This is a genomic window from Herbaspirillum sp. 1130, assembly GCF_017833835.1.
Taxonomy (GTDB): Bacteria; Pseudomonadota; Gammaproteobacteria; order Burkholderiales; family Burkholderiaceae_D; genus Herbaspirillum; species Herbaspirillum huttiense.
In genome coordinates this window covers 626096-652146 of record NZ_JAFICQ010000003.1, presented here as the reverse complement: position 1 = coordinate 652146, position 26051 = coordinate 626096, and the positions used below count along the sequence as shown (strand labels likewise).

Below are 26051 nucleotides of genomic sequence, written 5' to 3'. Positions count from 1 at the left end.
GATAGTCTCTTCTGCATCCCTCGCAGAATGGTTGGCCGGAGTGAAATGCTCCGGCCTTTTTTATGCGCGCACGGCCGGATGCGATGAGGGGACATATCCCGTCATCCGCTTGAACATGGTCGAGAATGTCGCCGGCTGTTCATAGCCGAGGTCGTAGGCAATCGCCGTCACCGAGTGTCCCAGCGCCAGCCGCGAGATCGCATTGACGATGCAGGCGCGCAGCCGCCATTGCTGGAAGCCCATGCCGGTCTGCGCCAGGAATCTGCGGGTGAAGCTGCGCTCGCTCATGTGCAATTGTTCGGCCCACTCGGCCGGGCGCGCGCGGATCGAGGGCGATCGCATGAAGTCGCGACACAGCGCCCCCAGCTTCTCCTCCTGCGGCAGCGGCACGTACATGGGAATCTCGCGGGCGCGGGCGATCTCCTTGAGCAGCAGGTGCATCAGCGCCTCCTCGCGGCTATCGGGTGCGTAATGCGGATCGATGCGGGTGGCTTCGATCAGCAGCTCGCGCAGCAGTGGATGCACCTCCAGCACCTGGCAGGTCCGCGCGGCGCGCGGCGCATGTTCAGGCTCGACGAAGGCGCTGCAGGTCGTCACCGGCAAGAGCATGCGGCTCTGGTGCTCGCGCCCGGAAGGAATCCACACCGCGTGCTGCGGCGGCACCACCCAGGCCCCATCCTGCGTCACCACCTGCATCAGTCCCCCCAGCCCGAACAGCAACTGCGCCCGGCGATGGCTGTGCCAGGCCTGCAGCGAATCGCGCGCGTAATCGGCGCCGGCCGCCACCACCGGGCGCGCGATGCGGTCCACCCGGTCGATGGGCAGCGGGGGACGGGAGGGAGAAGGCTTGCGCATGGTCTGGTCTCGCTTGGCGTACATGCAAAGATGACGCACCGATGATGGAAACTCCGCCACCACGAAGCTTGCCTCGCAGCTTGGCGTAAATTCAAACATTCTTGACCCAAGTACGAAAGTCAGTCAACCGGCCCTGCCCTACTGTACGGTTTTCATCCAACGATTTCGCCATGCCTCCTCCCCTCCTCTCCGGCATCCTGGTCGCGCTCATCTGGGGCCTACAGCCCGTGATCTCGCGCTACGGCTTGCAGCAAGGGCTCACGCCCCTGGATGCGACCTTGATGCGCTTTCTCACCAGCGGCCTGCTGATCCTGCCCTTTGCCTGGCGGCGCGGGCTCTGGCAGGCCTGCGGTGTCGGCTGGGGGCGCGGGCTGGTGCTGTTCCTGCTGTCGGGCCCCTTGTTCAGCCTGGTGCTGGTGGCGGGCGTGAACTACGCGCCGGCTTCACATGGCGCGCTGATCCATCCGGCCCTGACGCCGCTGTTCGGCATGGCGATCAGCCGCTTCGCCCTCGGGCAGCGCGAACGCATCTCCCTGTGGGGCGTGCTACTGCTGCTTGCCGGACTGGTACTGGTGGCGCTCAATGGCATCCTCGCCAGCGGCGGACTGGCTCCCGATGGCGCGTGGCGCGGCGATCTGCTGTTTGTGCTGTCGGCGCTGATGTGGTCCAGTTACCTGATGCTCAATCGCGCCTGGAAGATTGCGCCCCTGGATGCGGTGGCGCTGACGCAAGTGCTGTCGCTGGCCTGCATGCTGCTGGCGCTGCCGTGGCTGGGCACGCAGACCTTCAGCAAGCCGGCCTCGGCACTGCTGCTGCAGAGCGCCTACCAGGGCGTGCTGGTGAGCATCGTCAGCGTGGCCATGTTCAACTGGGTGGTAGCGCGGCTGGGCGTGAAAGCGCTCATGCTCAATGCGCTCTCACCGCTGTTTGGCGTAGTGGCCTCGGCGTGGATCCTGGGCGAGACGCTGTCGGTGTCGATGATGACCGGTGCCGTGGCCATCGTCGCCGGACTGGGCGTGACCATGAAAAAGAAACGCCCGGTGCGCACACCGGGCGACTGATGCAGACGGCGCGCGTGCCGCCGCTCAGGGCCGCACGGCCCCGTTGACCGCCAGATACACCGCATACAGCGAGGTAGTGGCGGTGATGAAGAGGCGATTGCCGCGCGGCCCGCCGAAGACCACATTGGACACCACTTCCGGAATCAAAATCTTGCCCAGCAAGGTGCCATCCGGCGCATAGCAATGCACGCCATCGCCGGCCGAGGTCCAGATGTTGCCCTGGGCATCCAGCCGGAAACCATCGGCCAGCCCCGGATCGATGGTCGCAAACACCTCGCCGCCCTTGAGCGTGGCGCCCTCCACCACATCGAATACGCGGATGTGATGCGGCCCGCCCGCACGGTGCGTGAGGCCGGTATCGGCGATGTAGAGGCGGCTTTCATCGGTGGAGAACGCCAGCCCGTTGGGGCGCTCCAGGTCGCTGCTGACGAGGCTGATGTCACCGCTGTCGCCATCGATGCGATAGACATTGCACGCACCGATTTCGCTCTCGGCCTGATAGCCTTCGTAATCGCTGTTGATGCCGTAATCCGGATCGGTGAACCAGATCGAGCCATCGGACTTGACCACCACGTCATTGGGCGAATTGAGACGCTTGCCCTGCCAGTGCGAGGCCAGCGTAGTGATGCTGCCATCGTGTTCGGTGCGGACCACGGCGCGGCCACCGTGCAGGCAGCCGACGATGCGGCCTTCACGGTCCAGCGTATTGCCGTTGTTGAAGTGGGAGGGCTGGCGAAATACGCCCGCCCCTGCGCCCTCGGACCAGCGCATCAGGCGATTGTTGGGAATGTCGCTCCAGATCAGTTCCTGCGTGGCCGGCAGCCACACCGGGCCTTCGGCCCAGCGGCAGCCGTGGTAGAGACGATCGACCTGGGCGGTGTCGATGACCATGCGGCGAAAGCGCGGATCGAGATGCTGGAAGGGGGTATCGGGCAAGGACATGCGTTCTCCTTTTCGGTGTAATTGACGCTGGCGCCTCAGCGATACTGGCGGCGGCGGCCGGAACAGACGATCACGGCGATGATGATGAGACCCGACAGCACCGAGCGTTCGCCCGCCGACAGGCCCACCACGTTCAACAGCGTATTGGTGAAATACAGGAACAGTGCCGCGCCCCAGATCCCGGCCACGCTGGGCCGGCCACCGGTAACGCTGGTGCCGCCGATGACCACCACGGCCACCGACATCAACAGATATTCATTGCCCATGTCGAGCGAGGCACCGCCCGAGAAACCGGCGATGAGCAAGGCGCACAGCGCCGCAAAGACCGCGCACAGCACGTAGCACAGGCAGCGGATGCGTTCCACGCCGATGCCCGCCAGCCAGGCTGCACGCGCATTCTGGCCGACCGCCGAGAGGAAGCGGCCGAACAGCGTGCGCCCCAGTATCCAGGCCAGCCCCAGCGCCACGGCCAGCACTAGCCAGGCCAGTTGCGGAAGGTGCAGCAGCCATCCGGTCGCGAAGCTGGCCAGCAATTGTGGTGGTGTGATTTTGAGGCCCTGCCCGACATGAATCGCCAGCGACTGCAGGATGAAGGACGACGACATGGTGGCGATGATGGGCGGAATCTGCAACAGGCGGATCAGCAAGTAATTGGCCAGCCCGATGCCCACGCCCACCCCGAGCGTGACCAGCAGCCCGAGCAGGATGCCGCCATCCTCGCCGCCCATGGTACGCAAGCCCAGCGCACCGGCCAGCGCGATGGTGGACGGAATGGAGAGATCGATGTTGCCTGGCCCGGTGGTCACCACCAGCATCTGCCCCAGGCCTACCAGCACCATCAGTGCCCCGAAAGAAAACGCCGACAAGCCGATATTGAAGGCCGCCTCCGGCCCGGCCACCGCCAGCGTGGCCAGCCACAGCAGGGCCGCCCCCATGAAGGACCAGACCCAGGGCCGCTGTTGCAGCGCGGCCCCCATCGTTGCACGCGCGGCGCTCATTGACGTTCTCCCCGTGCCGACAGCAGGATGCGCATCGACAACACGATGATCAGGATCGCGCCCTGCAAGCCGATCTGCCACTTCGGCGCGATGTTGAGGAAGGACAGGAACGAGGCCGCAATCCCCAGCGTGATGGCCCCCAGCGTGGCTCCGATGGGCGAGACCTTGCCGCCGATGAAGCTGCCGCCGCCCAGGATCACGGCGGCAATCGAGATCAGCGTGTAGCGCTGCGCAATATTGGCATCGGCCGAAGTAGTGATGCCGACCAGCGTCAGTGCAGAGAGAATGCCCAGCACGCCGGCCAGCCCGTACATCAGCGCCTTGGCGCGCACCACCGAACCGCCGCTGCGCACGATGGCCTTGGGATTGCCGCCGGCACCGCGCAGCCGCACGCCCAGCGAGGAACGCATCAGGAACCAGTGTCCGCACAGCGCGATCAGGACCGCATAGACGATGGGCGTAGGCACCACCGGAATGGCCAGGTTCATCACATCCTGTATCCATTGCGGCGTGGCACCGCCCGGCATCGGCAGCAGGATCAGCGCCCAGCCGCCCCAGACGAAGGACAGGCCCAGCGTCACCACGATGGACGGCAGATCGAACAATTCCACCAGCGCGCCGATGGCCGCGTACAGCAGCACGCAGGCAATCAACGCCGCCACGCCCAGCAGCGGACGCTCCGGCAACCAGGTCACGGCGATGCAGGAGACCAGGCTGATGAAGGCACCGATGGACAGATCCAGGTCATTGACGGCAATGATGCACAGCTGCGCCATGCTGGCCAGGATCATCGGCACGGCCAGATTCAACAGCAGACCCAACCCGAAATAACTCATCGTATTGGGATTGATCCAGAAGATCGGTGCCAGCACCACGGCCAGCGTGGCCATGGGCAGCAACAGGGTCTGGACCTCGTGGCGCGACAGCAGGCCGTGGCGCGCACGCACGGGGGTGCGGGCAAGCGTAGTCATGCGCGGGCTCCTTCGAGTGGGGGTGTGACGGTGCCGCCATCGGCGCGCACGTTGCCGAAGGACGCGGCGATGATGCGTTCCTCCGAGAGTTCATGGCGGGCCAGTTTCAGGGTGACCTGCTGCTGGTAGAAGACGTAGGTCGCATCGCAGTATTCGAGCTCGTCGTTCTCGGTGGTGTACCAGACGAAGCTGCGGCCGCGCGCCGCTTCTGCACGGATCAGGCGATACATGTCGACCTTGGTGCCGAAGTCGACGCCGCGCATGGGATCGTCCATCAGGATCAGTTCCGCATCCGACGACAAGGCCCGCGCAAACAGCACCTTCTGCTGGTTGCCACCGGACAGCGAGAGGATATTGTTGGACAGGTCCGGCGTACGGATCGCCACGCGTTCATGCCACTGGCGGCCCAGTTCAGCCTCGGCAGCACGATCGATCACGCCGCCGCGCGCCAGATGCGGCAGCTCGCGGATGCTCAGGTTGCGCAGGATACTCCACAGCGGGAAGTTGCCATCCCGCGCGCGATCCCCGGCCACGAAGGCCACCCGCATCTTGCCGCGATATTGCTCGAAGAGCCGGATCAGCATCTCGGTCTGCCCCTGCCCCGCCAGCCCGGACAATCCGACCACCTGGCCACGGCGCACGCCCAGTGCACCGACCGGTGACGCTGCCGGCAGTTTCACTTCCAGCAGTTGCTGGCTTTGCACGTCTGCGGACTCCGATTCCTGCTGCGCCTGCTGTTCGGCCTGACGCTCGATCTGCTTCTGGTCGGCGTGGCCCATGGCGTGGACCAGCGCATCACGCGTGAGATGGGCGGTGTGATCCTGCAAGACCAGCTGTCCATCGCGCATGACGGCAATGCGATTGCAGCAGTCAAAGATCTCGCCCAGCATGTGCGAGATGAAGACCAGGCTCATACCGTCTTCAAGACGCCGGCGGATGTAGGCCGTGAGCCGCGCTGCCGTTTGCGCATCGAGACTGGAGGTCGGTTCATCGAGGATCAGCAGGCGCACCGGCGCATCGACCACCGTGAAGGCGCAGGCGATTTCCACCATCTGGCGCTGGGTGATGCTGAGTTCGCCGACGATGCGATCGGGATCGATGCCATGGCCGGGGAAGATGTCATCGAGCTTCTCCGTCACCAGCTTGCGCGCCCGGCGCCGCCAGCCCCAGCCCTTGAGCTGCGGATGAAACACGCAGAGGTTTTCGGCCACGTTGAGGTTCTGGCACAGGGACAATTCCTGGAAGACGCAACGCACGCCCAGCCGGTAGGCGGCCTGCGTGGTGTAGTTCTGGCGGGCCTGGCCGTCGATGATGATCTGGCCGTCGTCACCGGGCAGCACGCCGGCCAGCACGTTCATGAGGGTGGACTTGCCCGCGCCGTTGTGGCCGACCAGGCCCCAGCATTCACCGGGCTGGATGTCCACGCTCACATCTTGCAGCGCCTTGACGGGACCAAAGGACTTGCGGATATGCGACAGGCTGCACAAGGCGGCCGAGGGGGGATGGCTGGCGTTCACGCTGGATCACCTGTGTTCTTGAGGCAGTGGATGCGCCCATGGCCCGCGCGCCGCCTTCAGCGAGGCGGTCTGCGCGGGGATGGGACAGAACTTACTTGGATTTCGGCGTATCGAGCAGCTTGACGGTATCGGCCTGGGAGAAGCCGATATCGGCCACCCCGCCCTGCGGCGTCTTGGCCAGGGCATCCGGCAGTTGTTCCGCCGTCAGGTAGAGCAGCGGTGCCACGATATCGACGTCCTTGGGGATCTTCTTGCCGGCCAGCACCTGCTGCGCCACCCAGAAGGCCACGGTCACTGCGCCGGGCGGATTGGAAGCGGAATAGGTCTTGTAGCCGCTGGGGATCTGGGTCTTCCACCATTGCAGTTCGTCCTCGCGGTTGCCGAGGATGATGATGGGCAGCTCGCGGTTGGCGGCCTTGAAGGCTTGCGCCACGCCGAAGCCATCGCCGCCCTGGGTGACCACGCCATCGACCTTGGGCAGGGTCGGCAGGATGCCGGCCACAGCCTTCTGGGCCACGGTCTGCGCCCAGTCGCCGTTGACGGAGCCGACGATCTTGAGGCCCGGATGCTTCTTGAGGCCGTCCATGATGCCGGCGTGGATTTCACCATCGACCGACACCCCGGCCAGGCCGCGGATTTCGAGGATGTTGCCCTTGCCGTTGAGACGCTCGGCGAGGTAGTCGACCTGGCGTTCGCCCATCTTGCGGAAGTCGAAGGTGACGCGATAGGCACAGGGTTCGGTGACCACGCCGTCATAGGAGACCACCACCACGCCGGCGGCGCAGGCTTTCTTGATGGTGCCGTTGAGGGCCGTGGGAGAAGCGGCATCGACCACGATGGCCTTGTAGCCTTGCAGGATCAGGTTCTGGATCTGCTGGGCCTGTTCGGTGGGCTGGTTTTCGGAGGTGGTGAAAGCGGGGGCGGCGGCCACCAGCTTACGTTTGACGGCATCGTCGGCGGTTGCGGCCCAGGTCTTGAGCATGGACTGACGCCAGGCATTGGCCGCGTAGTTGTTGGACAGGGCGATCTTGGCTTGCGAGGTATCGCCGGTGGCGACCTGCGCGTTGGCGTGGCCGGCGCCGAGGATGAGGGTGGCCGAAGTGGCTGCGATGGCCGCGAGATGCAGCCCGACGCCACGGCGTCGTACCAATGCGTTCATATTGTCTCCGTTGTTGGCTATCAAAGCGGACTTGTTGAACGTCCGCGTTTTGCTGCAATTTCTTCTTATATGAAACGATGGCCTCGTCGTTCAGAGGTCAACTTGTATGACGATTTATTCTAGAGAGCAGGGTCAGGGATGTCAAATGGTCAGACCACATGGCCGAACGCTGAGCTAGGAGTGGGGTTTCGGGGGATTGGTTCTCGCGGGATGGGTGGACTGCGGGAGTTGTGAGGATTTGAGATGAAGCGGGATATGAATTTTCTGACTTTGTCGGGCTGCTATCGGGGTGCAGAGCTTCATATCGGCATTTCACGCGTCCGGGACTGCTGGTGGCCGCTGCTGAGAAAGAACATTCATTTCATTGCGCCACCGTTAATCCGGAGACATCCAGTTCGGGCAGATCTTCTTTTGAATGGTCCGTTTGATCGAGGCCTGAAGGTGGCGAAGAGTTGCTGGAGCTCCGGGCGGGCCAAAGGCACTAGCTCAGATAGGTCCCGGATTCCAATCGAGGTAGTCCAGAGAAAAGCAGGCCCTCATTCCGTCCATACTCAATCAATGTGTCGATGAGATTCCAACCAGCTTCTGCAATGGACTCTGACATACGCGTCTCCTGCCCGGCCGCCACATAGGCAAAATGGGCAACATGCGCCACGACCATCGTGACGAAGATGAATGCGTCGCGTCCCTCGGCATCTTCTTGAAACCATGACTCTTGCAGACAGCTTTTCTCGCCAACGTCCACATCAACAAAGTGCGCCAGCTCATCAGGAGCAACAGCGCCCCCCGCCATCCAGGCTCTGCATAGGTTCAGCGCATTCATGCACGCATCGAGTGTTTCAGGATGACGATCAAGTTTCAGTCTGCTCGCAGCGTCTGTTGAATTGCATTTAAATCTGACCCACTTTCTCAGGAAATTTGCATCCTAAGTTGACCCATGTTTAGACCACAATCCTGCTCATGACAGCGAGCGGGAGAACGGAGTGATAAACGTGGCCCTACTTGGAATTATTCGACGCTGGTACATTAGAGACCATATCTCAATCCGGGAAATCGCCCGCCGCCTGGACATCTCCCGCAATACGGTTCGCCGTTATATCCGGTTGGACGCGATCGAACCAGCATACCCAGCAAGGCATTCACCGAGCTCTCTTGATGAGTTTGCTCCCAGGCTCTCCGCTTGGCTGAGCGCTGAGTCCGTTAAATCTCGAAAGCAACGAAGAACCCTGAAACAGATGTTCCTGGATCTAAAAGAACTGGGATATGAAGGGTCGTATGACCGTGTGGCCGCCTTTGGTAGGCGGTGGAAGGTGGGTCAAATGGAGAGGGTCAAATCTGCGAGCAAATCAACAATCTCATCAAAGCTAGCTCGCAACCCTCGTAAGACGGTTCCAATCAGCGAACTCAGCATTTGGTCTTGCCCAGCTAAGATTAGAGCTAACGAGGTAGTCTCAGCGGCTTTATCATGGAATGAATCACTTCTTGGAATTGTTCCAATGGTAGCGATGTTTAGATCACTCGGAATAGGACTGTTAGCATAAGTAAAACTGATACCAGGAATGGTTGAAACAATATTGCCGTTAGTCGTAGCATCACGAACCTGTACCGCACATGCATCAGGTGTTTTTCCGGAACAGGCTTGTGCTAGTGCGGCATCCCTAGAATGAGAAAGTTGAACTAGTACATCACGCCTAGAACAAGCATCTTGATCTCCTCGCGCACACCCCGCGACCGCAGCGTCATACTGCTGACGTTCGGAAAGTGTAGCTAGATTGGGAGGTATATGGCTAAGCCAATTATTTAACACTTCGTTATACCCTGCTGCTCCCCCGGCATTTCCTCCTACAGCAGCACCGGCAAGGGTACTGGCCAAACCTATCAGCGTCTTAGTCAAACCACCATCAAGTGCTTCCTGCTTCAGCACAGCAGTGACCACAGGTGCAGTCAATGTGCCAACGGCAGCCCCCGCAGCACCAGCGCCTCCTCCCGTCAGCCCTCCAACTAGGGTATGAGCGAGAATACGCATAGCTCCGTTTGCTCCCCAATTACTGTCAAGGGCATTAGCCTGATCGTTAAGTTCTTTTTCCAGTTGTGGATCACTTGTGGTGGCGGCCTGCTTGCGTAACTCGCCAGCCTTCTTCTGCTGTTCTTCCGCATAGTTTCCAATCAGTGTGGAAGCCTGCTGCCCAAACGCCTGCGTAATCTTCGCCTGCGCCTCCACATCCTCACGCAGCTCATTGCCATTCCAGTTCTTCGCCAGGCTATTGCTGCTGTCCTTGCCCGTGCGCACCGACGTATCCAGCGAGGCCACGACCTGATCCGGGCTTTGTCCGGTCTTCGCCTGCTGCGCCTGTGCATCGGTGATCTTCACAGCACCACCTGACACACCACTGCGTGTCACGCTAGTCTCGCTACCAGATGCATTGCCGATCCCAGCACCACCACCCGGTTTCCCTCCGGATGTACCCGCACTAACACTCTGGCTTTCCGCCGAGTACTGACTACGGTTCTGGATATCACTGCTCGTCAAGGTCCCGGTTGTCAGGCTGTTCTTGCCCTCTTCCACCGCCTTGTCGGTGCTGGCAATCTGCGCACCCTTGAGGTCCGTATTGCCCTTGACGTTGATCTGGAATCCACCATCACCCGCCATGATCCCCGCCTGCTGGCCCACGCTCGCATAGTCCGCATCCACCCGGCTGCGGCTGGCGTTGACGCTGGCACCCGATCCATAGCCGATGGTCGCACTGCCGCCAATGCTCTGATCCCGGCTCTTGAAGGTACTGGTGTCCTGCACGCTGGCGATGTTCAGGTCGCGTCCCACATCGGCCACAACCTTGTCACCTGAGACAGTCGCGCCAATCAGATTCGTATCCCGTCCGGAATCGATATTGACCTGACCACCCGCGCGCACTTGGGTCATGACATTGGACACGTCCTTGCCGTCGCTATTGCCGCGACTACCCGCCGCATTGGCGGTAAAGCCGAACTTGGTCTGCGAACCAAACTGCGCCGTAAAACCTACTCCCCAGGACGACGACGAACGATCGCCATGCTGTTCGTCCGTGTTCTGCGACGCAATCAGGTTGATGTCGTTGTCCGCCTTCAGCGCCAGATTTCCCTTGGCATTGATGTCGCTGCCCGCAATGGTGATATTGCTGTCAGTGCCACCGCCGGTGGCGCGGATGCTCATGTTGCCGCCGGAGGCCACCGTCGAGCCGCGTTGTGTCACCGTATTCTGTTCGGTACGGCTGCTGTTCTGGCTGCTGCCCAGCATCACGCTGATGCCGATGTTGCCGCTGCCTTCTGCCGACGCTTTCTGCATATCTCCCACAGCGCTGTAGACCGACATGCCCGCCGTCGCTGCAGCCAATGCCTTGGCACGGCCGCTCTTGGTCTTGCTCGCCGCATCAGACATCTGATCGACCGACTGCATCGCTGAAATCACCGGACTGGTGACCGACAAAGTGACACCGCTTTGCTTGTACTTGTCTTCGGTGACGGTTCTGCTCGCTTGTTCGGCCGCTTTTATTTCCACCGACTTCGCGGCGATATCAATATCCCCCTTCGGCGCCACCACATCGCTACCCACCTGCGTATAGCGATTGCCCGCGACGATACTGACATTGCCCTCCACGCTGCCCACCGTCGAAGCAGCCGCCGTCTTGCTCTGCCCATCCACATCATGACTCTGCACCCGGCTACCCACCGTCACCCCAAAGCCCGCCCCCATTACGCCGCTCTTGGTCTCCTGCCGGAAGTTGCGCTGTGTGCTGCTGTCCGTTGCGGCCACGATGTTCACGTTATTGCCCGCCGCCAGCGCCGTGCCCTGTGTGGACACCACATCGCTACCGGTGATGTTCACATCATTGCCTGCACGCACCGCCACGGTGTTCCCCGAGAAAGTGCTGCCCACGTTTCGGCTGTAGCTGCTGGAATCATCCGTCTTGACCGACGTGGCCGTGAGCAGGCCGCCAGAGCTGTGCTGGTGTTCATCTCTTGCACTGCCGGATTCGTTGGCCGTCTCGATGCGCACATCACGCCCGGCCGTTGCACTGAGCGCGCCCTCGGCCACGATCTGCGTGCCCTTGGTCACCACGTCCTGACCGGCGCGGATGCTGATGTTGTTGCCGCTGACTTGCGTGGTCACATCTTTGCTGCCGGTGAGCGTGGCGCGGTTCACGCCGCTTTCGCTGATGCCGTGCGCACCGTTGGACTGGTCCACCAGATTCGGGCCTGTCAACGTGCCGACCCAGTTGGAAGCACCGCTGTCATTGGCCCAGCTGATCTGCTGCCGGAAGTTCTCGTTGACCGTCCCCAGGCTGACGTTGCGGCCTGCGGCCAGATTCACATCGCCCGTTGCGGCGACCACGGCTGCATTGGCCGTGACGTCACGGCCAGCGGCCATGGTGATGTCCTTGCCTCTGACACTGGCAACCTGGTTGATGTTGGTGCCGCTGGTCACCGCATTGGCGGTGCTGACGCTGGTGCTGTTGACGTTGATGTCGCGTCCGGCAGCCAGTGTCACGCTGTTGCTGCCGTCGATGGTGCCGCCCAGGTTGTTGAGGTCCTGCGCCGCCGCCACCGTCACGTCACTGCCGCTGATACGCCCGCCCAGGTTCTGTACATTGTTGCCCGCCAGAGAAACGCTCTGGCGCCCCGCAAATCGATTAGGCAGGTTTGCCGAGATCGCCGTTGCGGAGGAAGAGCTTGGCCGTGACGCTGATCTCCTTGCCTTGGACCGTGCTGCCAATGGCGTTGTCACGGTTGACTTCGGCGCGGTTGTTGTTGTCCCAGGTGATTTTTTCTTGAGACGTTTCGTGCACGGTCGACAGGTTCACGTCACGTTGCGCAACCAACGTCACGTTATCCGCAGAGGTGCTGCTGGCCTTGAGATTGATGTCGCGCCCGGCTACGGCAGTCAGCGAGCCATTGCTCTCGGACACCGACATCGACGCATTCTGGTTGATGTTGGTCCCGCTGGTGACCGCATTGGCCGTTGCTACCGTGGTGGCAGCGCTGTTGATGTCACGACCCGCACTGGCCACCAGCGTATTGCGCGCATCAATGGTGCCGCCGATGTTGTTAATGTCCTGCGCCGCCGCCACCGTCACGTCACTGCCGCTGATGCGCCCGCCCAGGTTCTGCACATTGTTGCCCGCCAGCGAAACGCTCTGGCGACCGGCAATCGTGCCGCCACTGTTGACGATATCCTGCGCCGCCTGGAAGGCCACATCATTGCCCGCGATCAGCGTGCCCTGCCCGGTCACCTGCACATTGGAGGCATGGATGTACACCTGCGGCACCAGCACTTCCTGCGTACTGCCATCGGCCAGCGTCACGGTCTGCTTGACCAGCCAGACGATGTCCGTCTTCAGTTCCGCAATCTGCGCATCGGTCAGCGCCACGCCCAGCGTGTAGCGCTGCGATTGCGCCACCTGCACGCCCGCATTCATCAAGGCCTGGTATTGCGCTTCATTGCTGCTGTATCCGGCCAGATACCGCTGGCCGGTGATCTGCTGCACCTGGCGCTGGATCAGTTGCTGTTCATAGAACCCATCCCCCAGCTGCCGCACGCTGCCCGTCAAACCCAGTTGATTCAACATGAAATCCGACGACAGCCAGCTGCGCGTGCCCACGAACTGCGGATCGGTCTGCACCAGGAAGCGCTGCGCCGAGCCCGCGTTGATGCGGAAGAGCGCATTGTTGGGCAGCGTCAGGTCGAGGTTGGCGATGCGGATGCTGGCCGCGCCTGCACTCGCACCCGAGGCTCCCGATACCGACGAGGCCACCGCGCGTACCGAATTCTGGCGATTAGGTCCGGCTCCGCTGGTCGGCGTGATGTCCAGCTGGAAGTTGGTGACGATGTCCTGCGACTGATACGGCGCATTGTCATAGCGACGATCATCTGCGCTGAAGGTGTGGCTCTTGACGTAGGTGTAGCTGGCCGAGCCCGTCGAGACCACGCGCTGGCGGCCCAGCGGGCCGGTGTTGTTGAGGTTGGTGCCGTTGACACTGTCGCCGGCCACCGTGCCGCCCGCGATGAATTGGCTGGCGTAATTGTTGACCGTGCCAGCGGCCAGGCTCATGTTGCCGCCGGACGTGATCATGCCCGGATCGCTCTTGGTGACGACCGTGCGCGTGATCTGTTCGGTACCGTCGTAGATGGTCCATTCTCGATAGGAACGGCTGCGGACGTTGTTGTTGAAAGCGATGATCTTGTCATTGAGCGCAAGCGTCGCCGCCATGTAGGCATCGTACTTGGGCTTCCAGACTGCGTACTCCGCCTTGTACTTGGCCATCTCTTCCGCACTGGGTAGCGTCGTGCTGCAAGACTCATAGCAGTTCTCGGTAGGAAGCGGCATGATGGGAATGGGCCCGAGCGCCTCCGGCGGTGTCACGCCCATCACTTGCCAGACGCGATCCGTCACCTCGTAGTTGAAGATGGCCGGATGATCGACGACGGTCGAATCGCCGCCCGCACTACCGTCCTGCCATCCCGGGAAATAAGCTGGCGCGATGGCATCGTCGCCCCCCTTGACACCCTTCGAATAAGTGAAAGGAGGACCATAGCGTTCCGCTGGATAAGCCGATGACGGCAGGACAAGACGAAAATTGTCTTCATCGCCCATGGCCCGCCAGTTGGTCGGTCCTACCACCTGTCCCGAACCGATGTTGACCAGACTGGCCGTGTTCCCATCGATCAACGTCGACGAACCATTGACGCGATAACTGACAATGCGATTGCCCGGCCCCGTCTGGTCCGTCGTCTCCAGATGCGCATTGGTGTTGTTGATGCTTCCCGCCGCAATGCTCAGGTTGCCATCGGCATTGATGGTGGCACTGCTGTTGTTGATCTCGCGGGCGCTGCCGGTGGCTTTCTTGTTGGCGTCCAGCGCGCCGCCGATGGCCATGTCGCCGACCGAATAGATCAGCCCGTGCTCGCTGTTGTTGACCACGCCCGCGCCGATGTCGAGGCGGTTGCGGGCCGCAATGACCGGTGCGCTGGTCACGCCGTTGACGGTCTCGGCCTGGTTGTTCAGCACGTCCGCACCGATGGCGATGTTGTCGCCATAGATGCGGCCGGTGCCAAGGTTGTTGACGGTGCTGCTCTCGATGACAGTATTGACGCCATCGATCAGGCCACGGTTGATGAAGGTGTGAACGTCGGTGGCCTTGAGCTTCAGGGTATTGCCCACCAGCGAGCCGCTGGCCTGGTTGTCGATGGTGGCGGCGGTGAGCATGAGCGTGCCGCCCGCACCGACCGCACCGGCATTGGCGAAGGTGCCTGCGGTGCGCAGGTCGATGTCACCGCTCGCCCCTATCTGGCCGGTATGAAGAATCGACGCCACCAGGTCGATGCGCAGGTCCTTCTGGCTCAGGAACCTGCCGCTCCCGGTGAAGGAATAGGCCAAAACGCTGGTCTGCTGTCCGGCGATGACGGTGCCGTTGCTGTTGTCGATGACCAGCGCGCGGCTGGCCGGGTTGGCATCCGTGAGGCTGGCGCTGTTGGTGGCGGAGATCAGGCCGGCGTTGTTGTCGATGCGGGTGCCGGCGGTGAGCGTGATGGCGTCACCGCGCATCGCGCCCTGGCGGTTGCTGATATCGGCCGCGCTGACGCTGACGGTGGCGCCTTCGATGCCTTGGTTCTGGCCCTGGGTGCTGTCGTTGCGGACGGTCCCGGCCTGCACGTTGACGGTGCCATCCGAGCGCATCAGGCCCGCGCTGTTGTCCACGTTGCCGCTGCCCACCTGCAGATCCACGCCCTGTCTGGCCTGCAGCGAGCCGCCGCGATTGCTCACGGCACTGCCCTCCACCGTCAGCTTGCCATTGGCACCGATCACGCCGGCATCGTTGTCCAGGCCGGTGGTCTTGAGGCTGATGTCGCCGTTGGACGAGACATTGCCCCGATTGACCAGCGCCCCTGCCCTCACGCTCAGCGGACCTTGCGCCACGATGCCGCGCGCGCTGCCGGAATTGGCGTTGCGCACGGTGTTGCTGCCGGCATCCAGGCTCAACGCATCGCCCGCTTGCAGCAGGCCGCCGTCATTGCCGAGGTCGCCGCTGCGGATGTCGAGCTTGCCCTGCGCGACGATGTTGCCGCTGCCGTTATCGAGCGCGCCGCTGGCGATGCGGACGTCACGCTGCGCGGCGATGTCGCCCTGGCGATTGTCGAGGGACTGGTTCTGGCTGTCGATGCGGATGTCGTTGGCGCTGAGCTTGCCGCTGTGGTTGTCGATGCCTGCCGCTGTCAGCGTGAGTGCTTGTGCGGCATTCACCTGGCCCTGGTTGGCCAGGGTTCCGCTGGTCGTCACGTTGACCGCATCTGCACTGGAGGCCAGCGTTCCCCGGTTGGCCAGGCTGGCGGCTTGCACGGCCACGGGTCCATTGGCGGCCAGGGTGCCGTCGTTGCTGACGCTCTGTGCAGCCTCGATGCGCAAGCGCTCGCCGGCATTGACGGCGCCGCTGTTGGCGAGACTGCCGACCTGCAGGTTCACGGCCTGCGCCGCTTCCATGCGTCCGCTGTTGCCGGTGCGGGCGCTGCTGCTGACGTTCAGCGCACCCTGCGCCGCACGCACGGTACCGCTGTTGTCCACGCTGGCGGCGTTGATGCTGGCATCGGCATTGGCCTGCAGCGTGCCGCTGTTGCTGAGGGAACCGGCGGCCTGCACGGCCAGGGAAGTGCTGCTGCCGATGCTGTTGCGGTTGTCGATACTGGCGGCGGCGATCTGCACATTGCCCTCGCCGCCGATGCTGCCGGTGTTCTGCAGCGCGCCGCTGGCCTGCACCGTCAGCGCACCGGCACTGGCGATGCTGCCGCTGTTGTCCAGCGCTGTGGTGTTGAGGCTGGCCGCGCTCTTGCTGCCCAGTTCGCCCGCATTGCTGATGCCGCCTGTGGTCTGCACCGCCAGCAGGCCGGTAGCAGTGAGACTGCCGCTGTTCTCCAGCCGGCCATCGGCCGTCACCACCGCCTGGCCTACCGACGCGCCGATGTTGCCCGCGTTGCGCACGCCCACGCCATGCTCGGTGGAGGTCAGATAGATGTGGCCGGCATACATGCCGCCCAGTTGCGCCACGTCGATGGCCACCGCCGGTGCGGCGTCGGTGGCGGCCACACCGGGAACCACGCTGGCGTGATCCGCGCTGACGGTGTTGAGGCCCGCGCTGACCTTGAGTTCGGGGGCCCAGATGCCGGCATTGACCTGCACGGCGCGCGCGATGATCTCGGCGTAATCGGTGCGGCTGGCATCCATGCCGTTGCCCTCGATGCGCACCGCACCGCTGGACACGCGATAGCTGTCCAGATTGCCGTTGACGATCTGCGGTACGCCCGTGGTGAGCGTGGCGCGATTGGCATTGATGAAGCCGCAACCGGAACAGGTGATGCCCGCCGGATTGGCCACCACCACCTGCGCCCGCGCCCCCGCCACTTCCAGGTAGCCACGCAGATAGCTGGGGTTGGCCGAGTTGACCTGGTTCACGATCACGCGCGCTGCGCCCGTGGCCAGCCATGGATTGCCCGCCACATAGCCGCCCAGCTGGGTGGCCGTGGTGCCCTGCGCATTGTTGAGGATGGCGCCATTGGGGCCGACATCGAATTGCCGGTAGCTGTTGAGCGACACCCCCGCTGCACCCGGGGTCTGGATGTTGACCACCGGCACGCCATTGGGCGTGGCCAGCACGGTCGGCTGCTGATTGCGCGGGGCGCTGCGGTCGCCCAGGATCTGCGCATGGGCCACGGTGTTCATGGCCAGGGCCAGCGCTACCGCCAGCAGCGAAAAGCGCAAAGCGGACGGTAACAGGTCCGGCATCGCCGCACCGTTGGCCGATGTGCGGCCGTGATGCTGGATACTGGAGGCGATTTCTGCAACGGCCATCAACTGGCCACGATGCCGGTTGAAAACCAGCTTGTAACGCTGACGATTCATGAAAACCCCGGGTGCTGTTGTCGTTATGACCGGCCACGACAACGAACCCCGATTCGTTGTTTTCCGTTTCCGGTTAGCAATATTTTGCTTGCCAGGGTCGGGATGTTAATTTAGGTTAACGAGGAAAGGTGATTTTTCAGTACACGAGAAGCTTTCCTGTAGGCAAAAACCAACACTTGTTTTGCCAGCCCTCCCATTTCTTTTGAATCCCTTGCCCAGTGTGGCTTTGGGACGACTCACCATGTTTCCGATGTCTTCCATCTTCCGTTCGCCGTCTCCCCGATTTGTACTCATCCTTGGTCTGAATCTGGTCATTTCCCTTGCCCACGGGCAAACCGCCGTCAACCAGGAGCAGTTGCAGCGCGAGCGCGAACGCGCCCTGCGCCAGCAACAGGAGCAGCGTCCTGACGTGAATCTGGGTACCCCCGCCGCCAGCGCGATGGCGCAGGATTTCCCCGAGCAGGAGCAACCCTGCCGCAGGATCACGGCGATTGCGCTGGAGGGTGAACAGGCCGAGCGTTTTCGTTTTGCGCTCGACAGCGTCACCGGCGAACGTGGCGCGGTGGGCCGCTGCCTGGGCTCGCAAGGGGTGAACCTGGTCCTGGCCCGGGTCGAGAGCGCCATCGTCGCGCGCGGCTACACCACCACGCGCGTGCTGGCACGTCCGCAAGATCTGTCGACGGGACGGCTGGTGCTGAGCGTGGTGCCGGGGCGCGTGCGCCACATCCGCTTTGCGCCCGACGCCGATGCGCGCGGGACCGCCTTCAATGCCCTGCCCATCAGCCCGGGCGACATCCTCAACCTGCGCGATATCGAACAGGGCCTGGAAAATTTCAAGCGCCTGCCGACCGTGCAGGCCGACATCAAGATCACGCCCTCCGAGGACAAGGGGGCCGAGGCGGGCGACAGCGATCTGGTGATCCAGTACCAGCAGGCTTTCCCCTTCCGTCTCACGGCATCGCTCGACGATGGCGGTGCCAAGGCCACCGGCAAATACCTGGCCGGGCTGACCTTGTCCTATGACAATTGGTGGACCCTCAATGACCTCTTCTACGTCAGCGTCAGCCGCAGCCTGAATCACTACGGCGACCACGGCAGCCATGCCTACACGCTGCATTACTCGCTCCCGCTGGGCAACTGGATGGCGGCCGTGACGATGTCGGGCAACCGCTATCACCAGACGGTCGCGGGGGCCTTCGAGAATTTCGTCTACAGCGGGCGTTCCGAAACCACCGAATTCAAACTGTCTCGCCTGCTCCATCGCGATGCGGCCGGCAAGACCACGGCCTTCGGCAAAGCCTTGCTGCGCAAGGCTTACAACGCGATTGACGAACTCGAAGTCGGCGCCCAGCAACGCCGCACCACGGCGTGGGAAGCGGGACTGAATCACCGGCAGTTTCTGGGCGATGCGATTGCCGATGCCACGCTGGCCTATCGCCGTTCACTCGATACGCAAGGAGCCGAGCCCAGCTCGCCCTTCGACCTGCCGCAGATCGGCACGCGCTATGGTCTGTGGCTGCTGGATGCCTCCCTCAATGCGCCGTTCCAGCTGGCCGGTGCGCGCCTGCGCTACAGCAGCACGCTGCGCGCGCAGTGGAACCGGGGCAGTCTGCCGCCACAGGATCAGTTCTCCATCGGCGGCCGTTATACGGTGCGCGGTTTCGACGGCGAACTGACGCTGCAGGCCGAGCGTGGCTGGTTCCTGCGCAATGAACTGGCGCTGAGCCTGGGCGAGAGCGGACAGGAAGTGTTTGCCGGTATCGATACCGGCGCGGTCGCAGGGCCCTCGGCGCAATTCCTCACCGGCCAGCGGCTCACGGGGGCGGCGCTGGGCTTGCGCGGCAACCTCGGCAAGCTGAGCTATGACATGTTCGTGGCCACGCCCCTGGCCAAGCCGCAAGGCTTCCAGACGGCGGCCGTGACGGGCGGCTTCAACCTGCAATGGGCGTTCTGAGTCGAGCTGCCTGCCGGAAAAATCCCACACCATCCCCGGCCGATGGCTGACTGCCGCATCACGGCGATTGCTCAATAATGGCCCGCATGGACGGCCGCCGGATCTCCCGGCGGACAGCGTCCGAGGAGACCACCATGGATCGTATCGCCGCAGCGTCCGAACAATCTTCATCATCGTCATCGCCGTCGCCTTCGGCCCCGCCGCCCTCCGATGCCCGCTATCAGGGCGAGGCCATCGACATCGCCCGCGCCAACCAGCTGCGCTACGTCAACGACGGCATGCCGGGCATACGCCGCAGCCGGCGTGGCAAGGGCTTCGCTTATCACGATGCGCACGGCGAGCTCATTCGTGATGACGATGTGGTGGCGCGCCTGAAGTCTCTGGCCATCCCGCCCGCTTGGGAAGACGTCTGGATCAGCCCGCACGCCAACGGCCACATCCAGGCCACCGGACGCGATGCGCGCGGACGCAAGCAGTATCGCTATCACGCACGCTGGCGCTCGGTGCGCGATGATGCCAAGTACCTGCGCATGATCAGTTTTGCGCGTGCGCTGCCAACCATCCGCCGCGTGGTGGAGCAAGACCTGAAACGTCCCGGCCTGCATCGGCAGAAAGTATTGGCCGCTGTCGTGCATCTGCTGCAGACCACCTTCATGCGCGTGGGCAATGACGAATACGCCAAACAGAATCAATCCTTCGGCCTGACCACGCTGCGCCATCGCCACGTGCGCGTGGATGGCAGCGATGTGCTGTTCCGCTTCCGCGGCAAGAGCGGCGTGCAGCATGACATCAAGCTGCACGATCCCTACGTGGCCCGCATCATCCGCAAAATGCGCGAGTTGCCGGGGCAGGAACTGTTCCAGTACGTGGATGACGAGGGCGAGCGCCACTGCATCGATTCGGGTGACGTGAATGCCTATCTGCGTGAAGCGGCGGGCGAGGATTTCAGTGCCAAGGATTTCCGCACCTGGGCCGGCACGGTGCTGGCCACACTGGCGCTGCAGGCCTTCGAGCGGGTGGACTCGCAGGCGCAGGCCAAGCAGAACGTGGTGCGCGCCATCGAGAACGTGGCGCGCCGCCTGGGCAATACGCCTTCCATCTGCCGCAAGTGTTACGTGCATCCTGCCGTCATCGAAAGCTACCTGGACGGCAGTTTTGCGGAGCGGCTGGAAGAACGGGTGCAGGCCGAACTGGTGGAAGAGTTGCAGGATCTGTCACCGGAGGAAGCCGCTGTACTGGCCTTGCTGCAACAGCGTCTGCAAGAGGCGGAACAACAACCGGCCCGCAAGCCACGTCGCAAACCTGCCGCGCGCACCGCCACCGCTTCGGTGCCGCGCAGAAAAGCGGCGCGGCCAGCGGCACGCGCCTGAATCGGCAGCGCTCAGCGCGCGCGGCGGAAAGTCAGGTTGTAGCGGCAGCGCCCGGTCAGCGGGTGCTCGCCGTCGCGCAAGGGATCGACGCCATGGAAGGCCAGCCGCGCCGGGCCACCCCACACCACCACATCGCCACTCTCCAGCCGCATGCGCTGCGGCTTGTCGGTGCGCGCCATGCCACCGAACAGGAAGGTCGCGGGCAGACCGAGCGAGACGGAGACGATGGGCTGGTCCATGTCCAGTTCATTCTTGTCCTGATGCAGCGACATGCGCGCACCGGGTTCGTAGCGATTGATGAGGCAAGCGTCAGGATCGAATCCTGCAAACCCCGCCGCCGCTGAGGCGCGCGCGGCCAATGCCGCAAAGGCCTCTGGCATGGCTGGCCAGTCGCGCTCGGCCAATGGATCGAGTGACTGGTAACGATAGCCACGGCGATCCGTCACCCATCCAAACTGGCCGCAATTGCTCATCGCCACCGACATGCGGAAACCGCCCGGGGTCTGCATGTGGCGCAGGGGCGAGGCGGCCAGAACCTTGTCGATGGCCGCCATCAAGGCTGCGGCTTCCTCTTCGTCGACAAAGGCGCGCAGCAGCAGCGCACCTTCGGTGATGGTCTCCACCGAAGGGTCACGCGCCAGGCCAGCGAAGAGGTCACCCGTCACTTGGAAGGCTCCGGACGCGGTGGCGGATTTTCAATGAATTGGCTCACTTCTTCGAGAGTCGGCGCGATGAAACGCAGCGGCCGAGAGAGGCTGCCCACCAGCGAAGCGTGCGAGGTGTTGTCGAAGTAGCGCTCCACCACCGGCACCTGCTGTGCACGCAGCAGTTTGGCCAGGCCACCGGTATTGCGTTCGGCGCCCACCAGCTTGTCCTTGTGCGAGGCGATCAGCAACGCGGGCGGCGCACCGGCTTCCACGTGCCGCACCGGTTGCGAATCCGGTGGCGAATCGGGCGCGAAGAAGACCGGTTTCACATCCTCGTTTTCGATGGGCAGGAAGTCATAGGGACCGGCCAGGCCGATCCAGCCGCGCAGCTGTGCCGGCGAGGCCCCGGCTGCGCGCAGCCAACGCGCATCGAGCGCCACCATGGCGGCGTTGTAGGCACCGGCGCTATGTCCCATGACAAAGACGCGCTGCGGATCGCCACCCAGCTCGCGCGCCGAGCGCAAGGTCCAGGCCACGGCCTGGGCGCTGTCCTTCACGAAATCGGGATAACGCACTTCGGGATAGACGCGGTAATCAGGCAGTACGGCGATGAAACCGCGTGAACTCAGGGCCTCGCCGACGAAGGCGTAATCCTTGCGGCTACCCTCGTTCCAGCTGCCGCCATAGAAGAACACCACTACCGGCAAGCCCGGACCGGAGGCGGTGGCCGGCGCGTTGGCAGGACGATAGATGTCCAGCTTTTGACGCGGGTTATCGGTGTTGGCGTAGGCCACCCCTTCGGTCTTGACGTAGGAGGAAGCGGGCGTGACGGCATTGATGGCCGACAGCGGCGAACAGGCGACCACACCACCCAGGATCAGTACCGCGCCCGCGAATGCGAGACCAGCCTTGCCAAGAACATGCATGCGCAACTCCAGCGATGAAGGAAGGCCTATTGTAGCTGCGCAGGGCAAAGGCTTCAGGCGCGCTGGTCTTTCGGGCTGGCGGCGTCTTCCCTGCCCTCGGCTTCGCGCGCCAGCAAGGCGCTCTTGCGCGCGATGCCCCAGCGATAGCCGGAGGGTGCGCCATCGAGCCGGACGATGCGATGGCAGGGAATGAGCACGGCGATCTCGTTGCGCGCACAGGCATTGGCGACCGCCCGCACCGCCGCAGGCTGGCCGATGCGCGCAGCCAGTTCGGCATAGGTCAAGGTGATCCCGGGCGGCACTGCGCGCAGTGCTTGCCACACACGCTGCTGGAAGGCGGTACCGCGCACGTCCAGTGGCAAGGCGGCACCCTGTCGCGGATCGTCCAGCGCGGTCAGTACCTGTGCCAGCGTCTGCTCGAAGGCAGCATCGCCAGGGGCGAGATCGGCATGGGGGAAACGATCCTGCAGTTGCCGCAGCAACTCCTCCGGCTCGCTGCCCAAGGTGAGCGCGCAGATACCCTGCTCCGTGGCCGCCACCAGCAAGGCTCCCAGCCAGCATTGCGCAACGGCGAAGCGGATCTTCTCGCCACGGCCGCCGCGACGATAGGTCGCCGGCTGCATGCCCAGTTGCGCCTTGCTCTGAGCATAGAAGCGGCCACTGGAATGGAAGCCGACGTCATAGAACGTCTCGGTCACGCTGGCACTGCCGCCGAGTTGCGCGCGGAGGCGGCCGGCGCGATGGGCATCGGCATAGGCCTTGGGAGTGAGTCCTGTGTGCTGCTTGAAGACCCGATGAAAATGATGACGGCTCAAGCCCACGGCTTGCGCCAGCGTGGCCGTATCCGGCTGTTCCTCGGCCTGCGCGATCAGGCGGCAGGCTTGCGCGATGGCCTGTGCCTGGCGCTCGTGCAAGGGCGGCTGGTCCGGCTTGCAGCGCTGGCATGGACGAAAGCCCGCTGCTTCGGCCGCAGCGCAGCTGGCGTGGAAGGCCACGTTCTTGGGCAAGGGTGTGCGTGCCCCGCAGGAGGGCTTGCAGTACACGCCGGTGGTGCGCACCGCATACCAGAACCGGCCATCGAAAGATGCATCGCGCTGCTGCACGGCTTGCCAGCAGGTGTCGGGATCGAGTCCGTTGACGTCGGCGGTGAAGGCAGTGGAGCTAGTCGGCGGAGGAGAAGAAGTCATGGTCAGCATGGAGCGCTCCCGGAATCGGATGCCACTGATTCTAGGCCTGCGCTGACGGGGCGGCACTCCGGCGATTGCTTTTGAATTCCTGAGCCGGATCAGAAACGGAGAAAAGCCTGATAAAAAGCATCATTCGATTATTCAATGATTGAGGCATCCAATCATTGAATAAGGGCATCATGCTTTTTGAAGCCTCACTGCGAGAAGCGGATGCGCTGGCGCGACTTCACCGGCTGCATCACGTGTTCCAGCGGCAGTTCATGGGACTGCTTGACCTTTTTGAGGGTGATGTTGGACTTGACGTTGGTCACGCCCGGCAGGCGCAGCAGGCGCGTCATCATGAATTCAGAGAAGGCCGCCAGGTCGGGGGCCACGATGCGCAGGATATAATCGCCCTCGCCCGTGACGGAGAAACATTCGGTCACCTCCGGCATCGTTTCCACGGCCTTCTCGAAGAGTTCGCCTCGGGTTTCGCCCTGGCGGTCCAGGGTCACGGTGGTGAACGCGGTCACGCCCAGACCGACCACGGCCGGGTCCAGCACGGCGGTGTAGCGTTCGATGACATGGGCTTCTTCCAGCCGCTGCACGCGGCGGCTGATCTGCGAAGTGGACAGGTGGACTTTCAGACCGAGGGCGCTATTGGTAATATGGCCATCTCGCTGCAGTTCGGTCAGCAAGGCCAGGTCGTAGCGGTCCACGTTGATGATGCTCATTTGTCTCTCCAAAGTTCATATTTAAGAATTATTTGTGCATATTATCTAATATATCGCGCAAAAAACAATCACAAATTGCAGTCTTGACGCAATAAACTCCTCGCATGGGCCGCGCTTGCCGGCCCTCCCCACACGAGGAGACACCAGATGGGCCACGCAGACACCCAGTTCGCCACCGCAGCCGCCAATTCCCCTGCCCGCGCCAGCGGCGACCTGTTCGACAATCCCATGGGCACCGATGGCTTCGAGTTCGTCGAGTACACCGCCGCCGACCCGGCCGGCATTGCCGCCGTGCTGGAGCTGATGGGCTTCACCGCCGTGGCGCGCCACCGCTCCAAGAATGTGACCCTGTATCGCCAGGGCCAGATCAACTTCATCCTCAACGGCGAACCCGGCAGCAATGCCGCCGCCTTCGCCCAGGTGCACGGGGCTTCGGTGAACGCCATGGCCTTCCGCGTCAAGGATGCGGCCCATGTGTACAAACGTGCACTCGAACTCGGTGCCGAAGGCGTGGAAGCCAAGCTGGGCCCGATGGAACTGAACATTCCTGCCATTCGCGGCATCGGCGGCTCGCTGCTCTATCTGGTGGACCGCTATGGCGACAATGGCTCCATCTATGACGTCGACTTCCAGTTCTTCCCGAACGTGGAGCGCAATCCCAAGGGCGTGGGCCTGACCTACATCGACCACCTGACCCACAACGTCATGCGCGGCGCGATGGATACCTGGTCGTCGTTCTATACGCGCCTGTTCAATTTCCGCGAGATCAAGTATTTCGACATCGAGGGCAAGGTCACCGGCCTGCGTTCGCGCGCCATGACCAGCCCCTGTGGCAAGATCCGCATCCCCATCAACGAGAGTGCCGACGACAAGTCGCAGATCGAGGAATTCATCAAGCAGTACAACGGCGAAGGCATCCAGCACATCGCCCTGGGCACCGACGACATCTACCAGACCGTGCGTGCCCTCTACGCCCGCGGCGTGCCGCTGCAGGACACCATCGCCACCTACTATGACCTGGTGGAACGCCGCATCCCCGGCCATGGCGAAGACCTGGCTGCCTTGCGTGAACTGAAGATCCTGATCGACGGCGCGCCCACCGATGGCCAGGGCCTGCTGCTGCAGATCTTCACGCAGAACCTGATCGGGCCGGTGTTCTATGAAATCATCCAGCGCAAGGGCAATGACGGCTTCGGCGAGGGCAATTTCAAGGCCCTGTTCGAATCCATCGAGCTGGACCAGATGCGCCGTGGCGTGATCTGATCCCCTGACCGAAGCCACTGCGGGCCGCCCTGAGGCCGCCCGCATGTCGAAGGCGCAGCACCCTTTACGGGACTGCGCCTTTACTTTTTTTACTTTCCGTGGCTCAAGATGTCCGCGTGGCTGCCGTAAAACAAAGCGAAGGCACTATCGCAGTCCCCTTGCAATCCTTGCGCCCCTTTGGGCTGGAGTTCGCATGAACGTCGCGTATGAACAAGAACAACCTGCCCACGCCGAAGTCGCAGTGGCAGACACGCTGGACCATGACCCCGCCGAGCTGGTGGCGCAATTGAGCCATCGCATCCTGCTCCTGCAGCAGCAGGCGCAGTCCCTGGCGCGTTTCCCGGGCAACCGGGATGGCAAGCAGCAGCGCCAGTTGCTGCAGCAGCAGATCCGCAATCTCTACCAGCAATTGTTTGCGCTGGAACAGCAGCAGGCGCAGCAGCGCCGCCGCAGCGAAAACTATCTCAGCATGGCGCTCTCCGTGGCGGCCCATGCCGCGCACCAGCATGCGCACGGCGAGACGGTGGCACCGGCGCTGTAAGCCCGGCAAACCCGGTCTCAA

Annotated in this window: 18 protein-coding genes and 1 pseudogene; 6 read left to right on the top strand and 13 right to left on the bottom strand. The window is 63.1% G+C overall.

Annotated elements, in window-relative coordinates; all coding sequences use genetic code 11:
* Positions 1-60: 60 nt before the first annotated feature.
* Entirely contained in the window at positions 61-855 is a 795-nt protein-coding gene (locus tag JOD78_RS16520) for a helix-turn-helix transcriptional regulator (protein WP_121040330.1), read from the bottom strand.
* A gap of 170 nt (positions 856-1025) precedes the next feature.
* On the opposite strand from JOD78_RS16520, the gene JOD78_RS16515 reads away from it, so the two are divergent.
* The gene (locus JOD78_RS16515; protein WP_121039025.1) at positions 1026-1916 is read left to right on the top strand and encodes a DMT family transporter; all 891 of its coding nucleotides are present in this window, start codon (positions 1026-1028) and stop codon (positions 1914-1916) included.
* Between the two features lie 24 nt (positions 1917-1940).
* On the opposite strand, the gene JOD78_RS16510 is transcribed toward JOD78_RS16515, so the two are convergent.
* From JOD78_RS16510 to JOD78_RS16485, 6 genes are all read right to left on the bottom strand, one after another.
* Positions 1941-2858, bottom strand: coding sequence for an SMP-30/gluconolactonase/LRE family protein (locus JOD78_RS16510; protein ID WP_034337219.1), 918 nt, complete (start codon positions 2856-2858; stop codon positions 1941-1943).
* A 35-nt stretch (positions 2859-2893) separates the two neighbouring features.
* Positions 2894-3856, bottom strand: a complete 963-nt coding sequence (locus JOD78_RS16505) for an ABC transporter permease (RefSeq protein ID WP_121039022.1) — start codon at positions 3854-3856, stop codon at positions 2894-2896.
* Entirely contained in the window at positions 3853-4746 is an 894-nt protein-coding gene (locus JOD78_RS16500; RefSeq protein WP_121040328.1) for an ABC transporter permease, read from the bottom strand. The genes JOD78_RS16505 and JOD78_RS16500 overlap by 4 nt, the downstream gene beginning before the upstream one ends.
* Positions 4747-4823: 77 nt before the next feature.
* Entirely contained in the window at positions 4824-6344 is a 1521-nt protein-coding gene (locus tag JOD78_RS16495) for a sugar ABC transporter ATP-binding protein (protein ID WP_121039019.1), read from the bottom strand.
* Between the two features lie 91 nt (positions 6345-6435).
* Positions 6436-7503, bottom strand: coding sequence for an ABC transporter substrate-binding protein (locus JOD78_RS16490; RefSeq protein WP_039787515.1), 1068 nt, complete (start codon positions 7501-7503; stop codon positions 6436-6438).
* Between the two features lie 481 nt (positions 7504-7984).
* Positions 7985-8365 carry an Imm6 family immunity protein gene (locus tag JOD78_RS16485; RefSeq protein ID WP_280921000.1) on the bottom strand — a complete coding sequence of 127 codons (381 nt, stop codon included), beginning with the start codon at positions 8363-8365 and terminating at the stop codon, positions 7985-7987.
* 121 nt (positions 8366-8486) lie between these two features.
* Between JOD78_RS16485 and JOD78_RS28025 the strand changes: the two are divergent.
* Positions 8487-8810 (top strand): annotated as a pseudogene (locus tag JOD78_RS28025) (HTH domain-containing protein); the annotation flags it as partial.
* Between the two features lie 8 nt (positions 8811-8818).
* Here the strand turns inward: JOD78_RS28025 and JOD78_RS16480 are convergent.
* Both JOD78_RS16480 and JOD78_RS16475 read right to left on the bottom strand, forming a co-directional pair.
* Positions 8819-12265, bottom strand: a complete 3447-nt coding sequence (locus JOD78_RS16480) for a hemagglutinin repeat-containing protein (protein WP_348534267.1) — start codon at positions 12263-12265, stop codon at positions 8819-8821.
* Positions 12171-17429 carry a filamentous hemagglutinin N-terminal domain-containing protein gene (locus tag JOD78_RS16475; protein WP_209568439.1) on the bottom strand — a complete coding sequence of 1753 codons (5259 nt, stop codon included), beginning with the start codon at positions 17427-17429 and terminating at the stop codon, positions 12171-12173. Before JOD78_RS16475 ends, JOD78_RS16480 begins: the two co-directional genes overlap by 95 nt.
* Before the next feature lie 250 nt (positions 17430-17679).
* Between JOD78_RS16475 and JOD78_RS16470 the strand changes: the two genes are divergently transcribed.
* Entirely contained in the window at positions 17680-19383 is a 1704-nt protein-coding gene (locus JOD78_RS16470) for a ShlB/FhaC/HecB family hemolysin secretion/activation protein (RefSeq protein WP_209568441.1), read from the top strand.
* A gap of 134 nt (positions 19384-19517) precedes the next feature.
* A complete protein-coding gene (locus JOD78_RS16465; protein ID WP_209568443.1) occupies positions 19518-20753 on the top strand; it encodes a DNA topoisomerase IB in 1236 nt (411 codons plus the stop codon).
* 11 nt (positions 20754-20764) lie between these two features.
* Here JOD78_RS16465 and alkB read toward each other — a convergent pair whose 3' ends face one another.
* From alkB to JOD78_RS16445, 4 genes are all read right to left on the bottom strand, one after another.
* Positions 20765-21418, bottom strand: coding sequence for a DNA oxidative demethylase AlkB (gene alkB, locus JOD78_RS16460; RefSeq protein ID WP_209568445.1), 654 nt, complete (start codon positions 21416-21418; stop codon positions 20765-20767).
* Complete coding sequence (locus JOD78_RS16455; protein WP_209568447.1) at positions 21415-22326, bottom strand: alpha/beta hydrolase; 912 nt, start codon at positions 22324-22326, stop codon at positions 21415-21417. The genes alkB and JOD78_RS16455 overlap by 4 nt, the downstream gene beginning before the upstream one ends.
* A gap of 53 nt (positions 22327-22379) precedes the next feature.
* Positions 22380-23522: a bifunctional DNA-binding transcriptional regulator/O6-methylguanine-DNA methyltransferase Ada gene (gene ada / locus JOD78_RS16450; protein ID WP_209568449.1), complete on the bottom strand. Its 1143-nt coding sequence runs from the start codon at positions 23520-23522 to the stop codon at positions 22380-22382.
* 185 nt (positions 23523-23707) lie between these two features.
* Positions 23708-24226, bottom strand: a complete 519-nt coding sequence (locus tag JOD78_RS16445; RefSeq protein ID WP_039785713.1) for an Lrp/AsnC family transcriptional regulator — start codon at positions 24224-24226, stop codon at positions 23708-23710.
* A 147-nt stretch (positions 24227-24373) separates the two neighbouring features.
* Here JOD78_RS16445 and hppD point away from each other — a divergent pair, with 147 nt between their 5' ends.
* Together hppD and JOD78_RS16435 are read left to right on the top strand one after the other, a co-directional pair.
* Entirely contained in the window at positions 24374-25489 is a 1116-nt protein-coding gene (hppD, locus tag JOD78_RS16440) for a 4-hydroxyphenylpyruvate dioxygenase (RefSeq protein WP_204725249.1), read from the top strand.
* A gap of 193 nt (positions 25490-25682) precedes the next feature.
* Positions 25683-26030, top strand: a complete 348-nt coding sequence (locus JOD78_RS16435) for a FlxA-like family protein (RefSeq protein WP_039790353.1) — start codon at positions 25683-25685, stop codon at positions 26028-26030.
* Positions 26031-26051 lie beyond the last annotated feature (21 nt).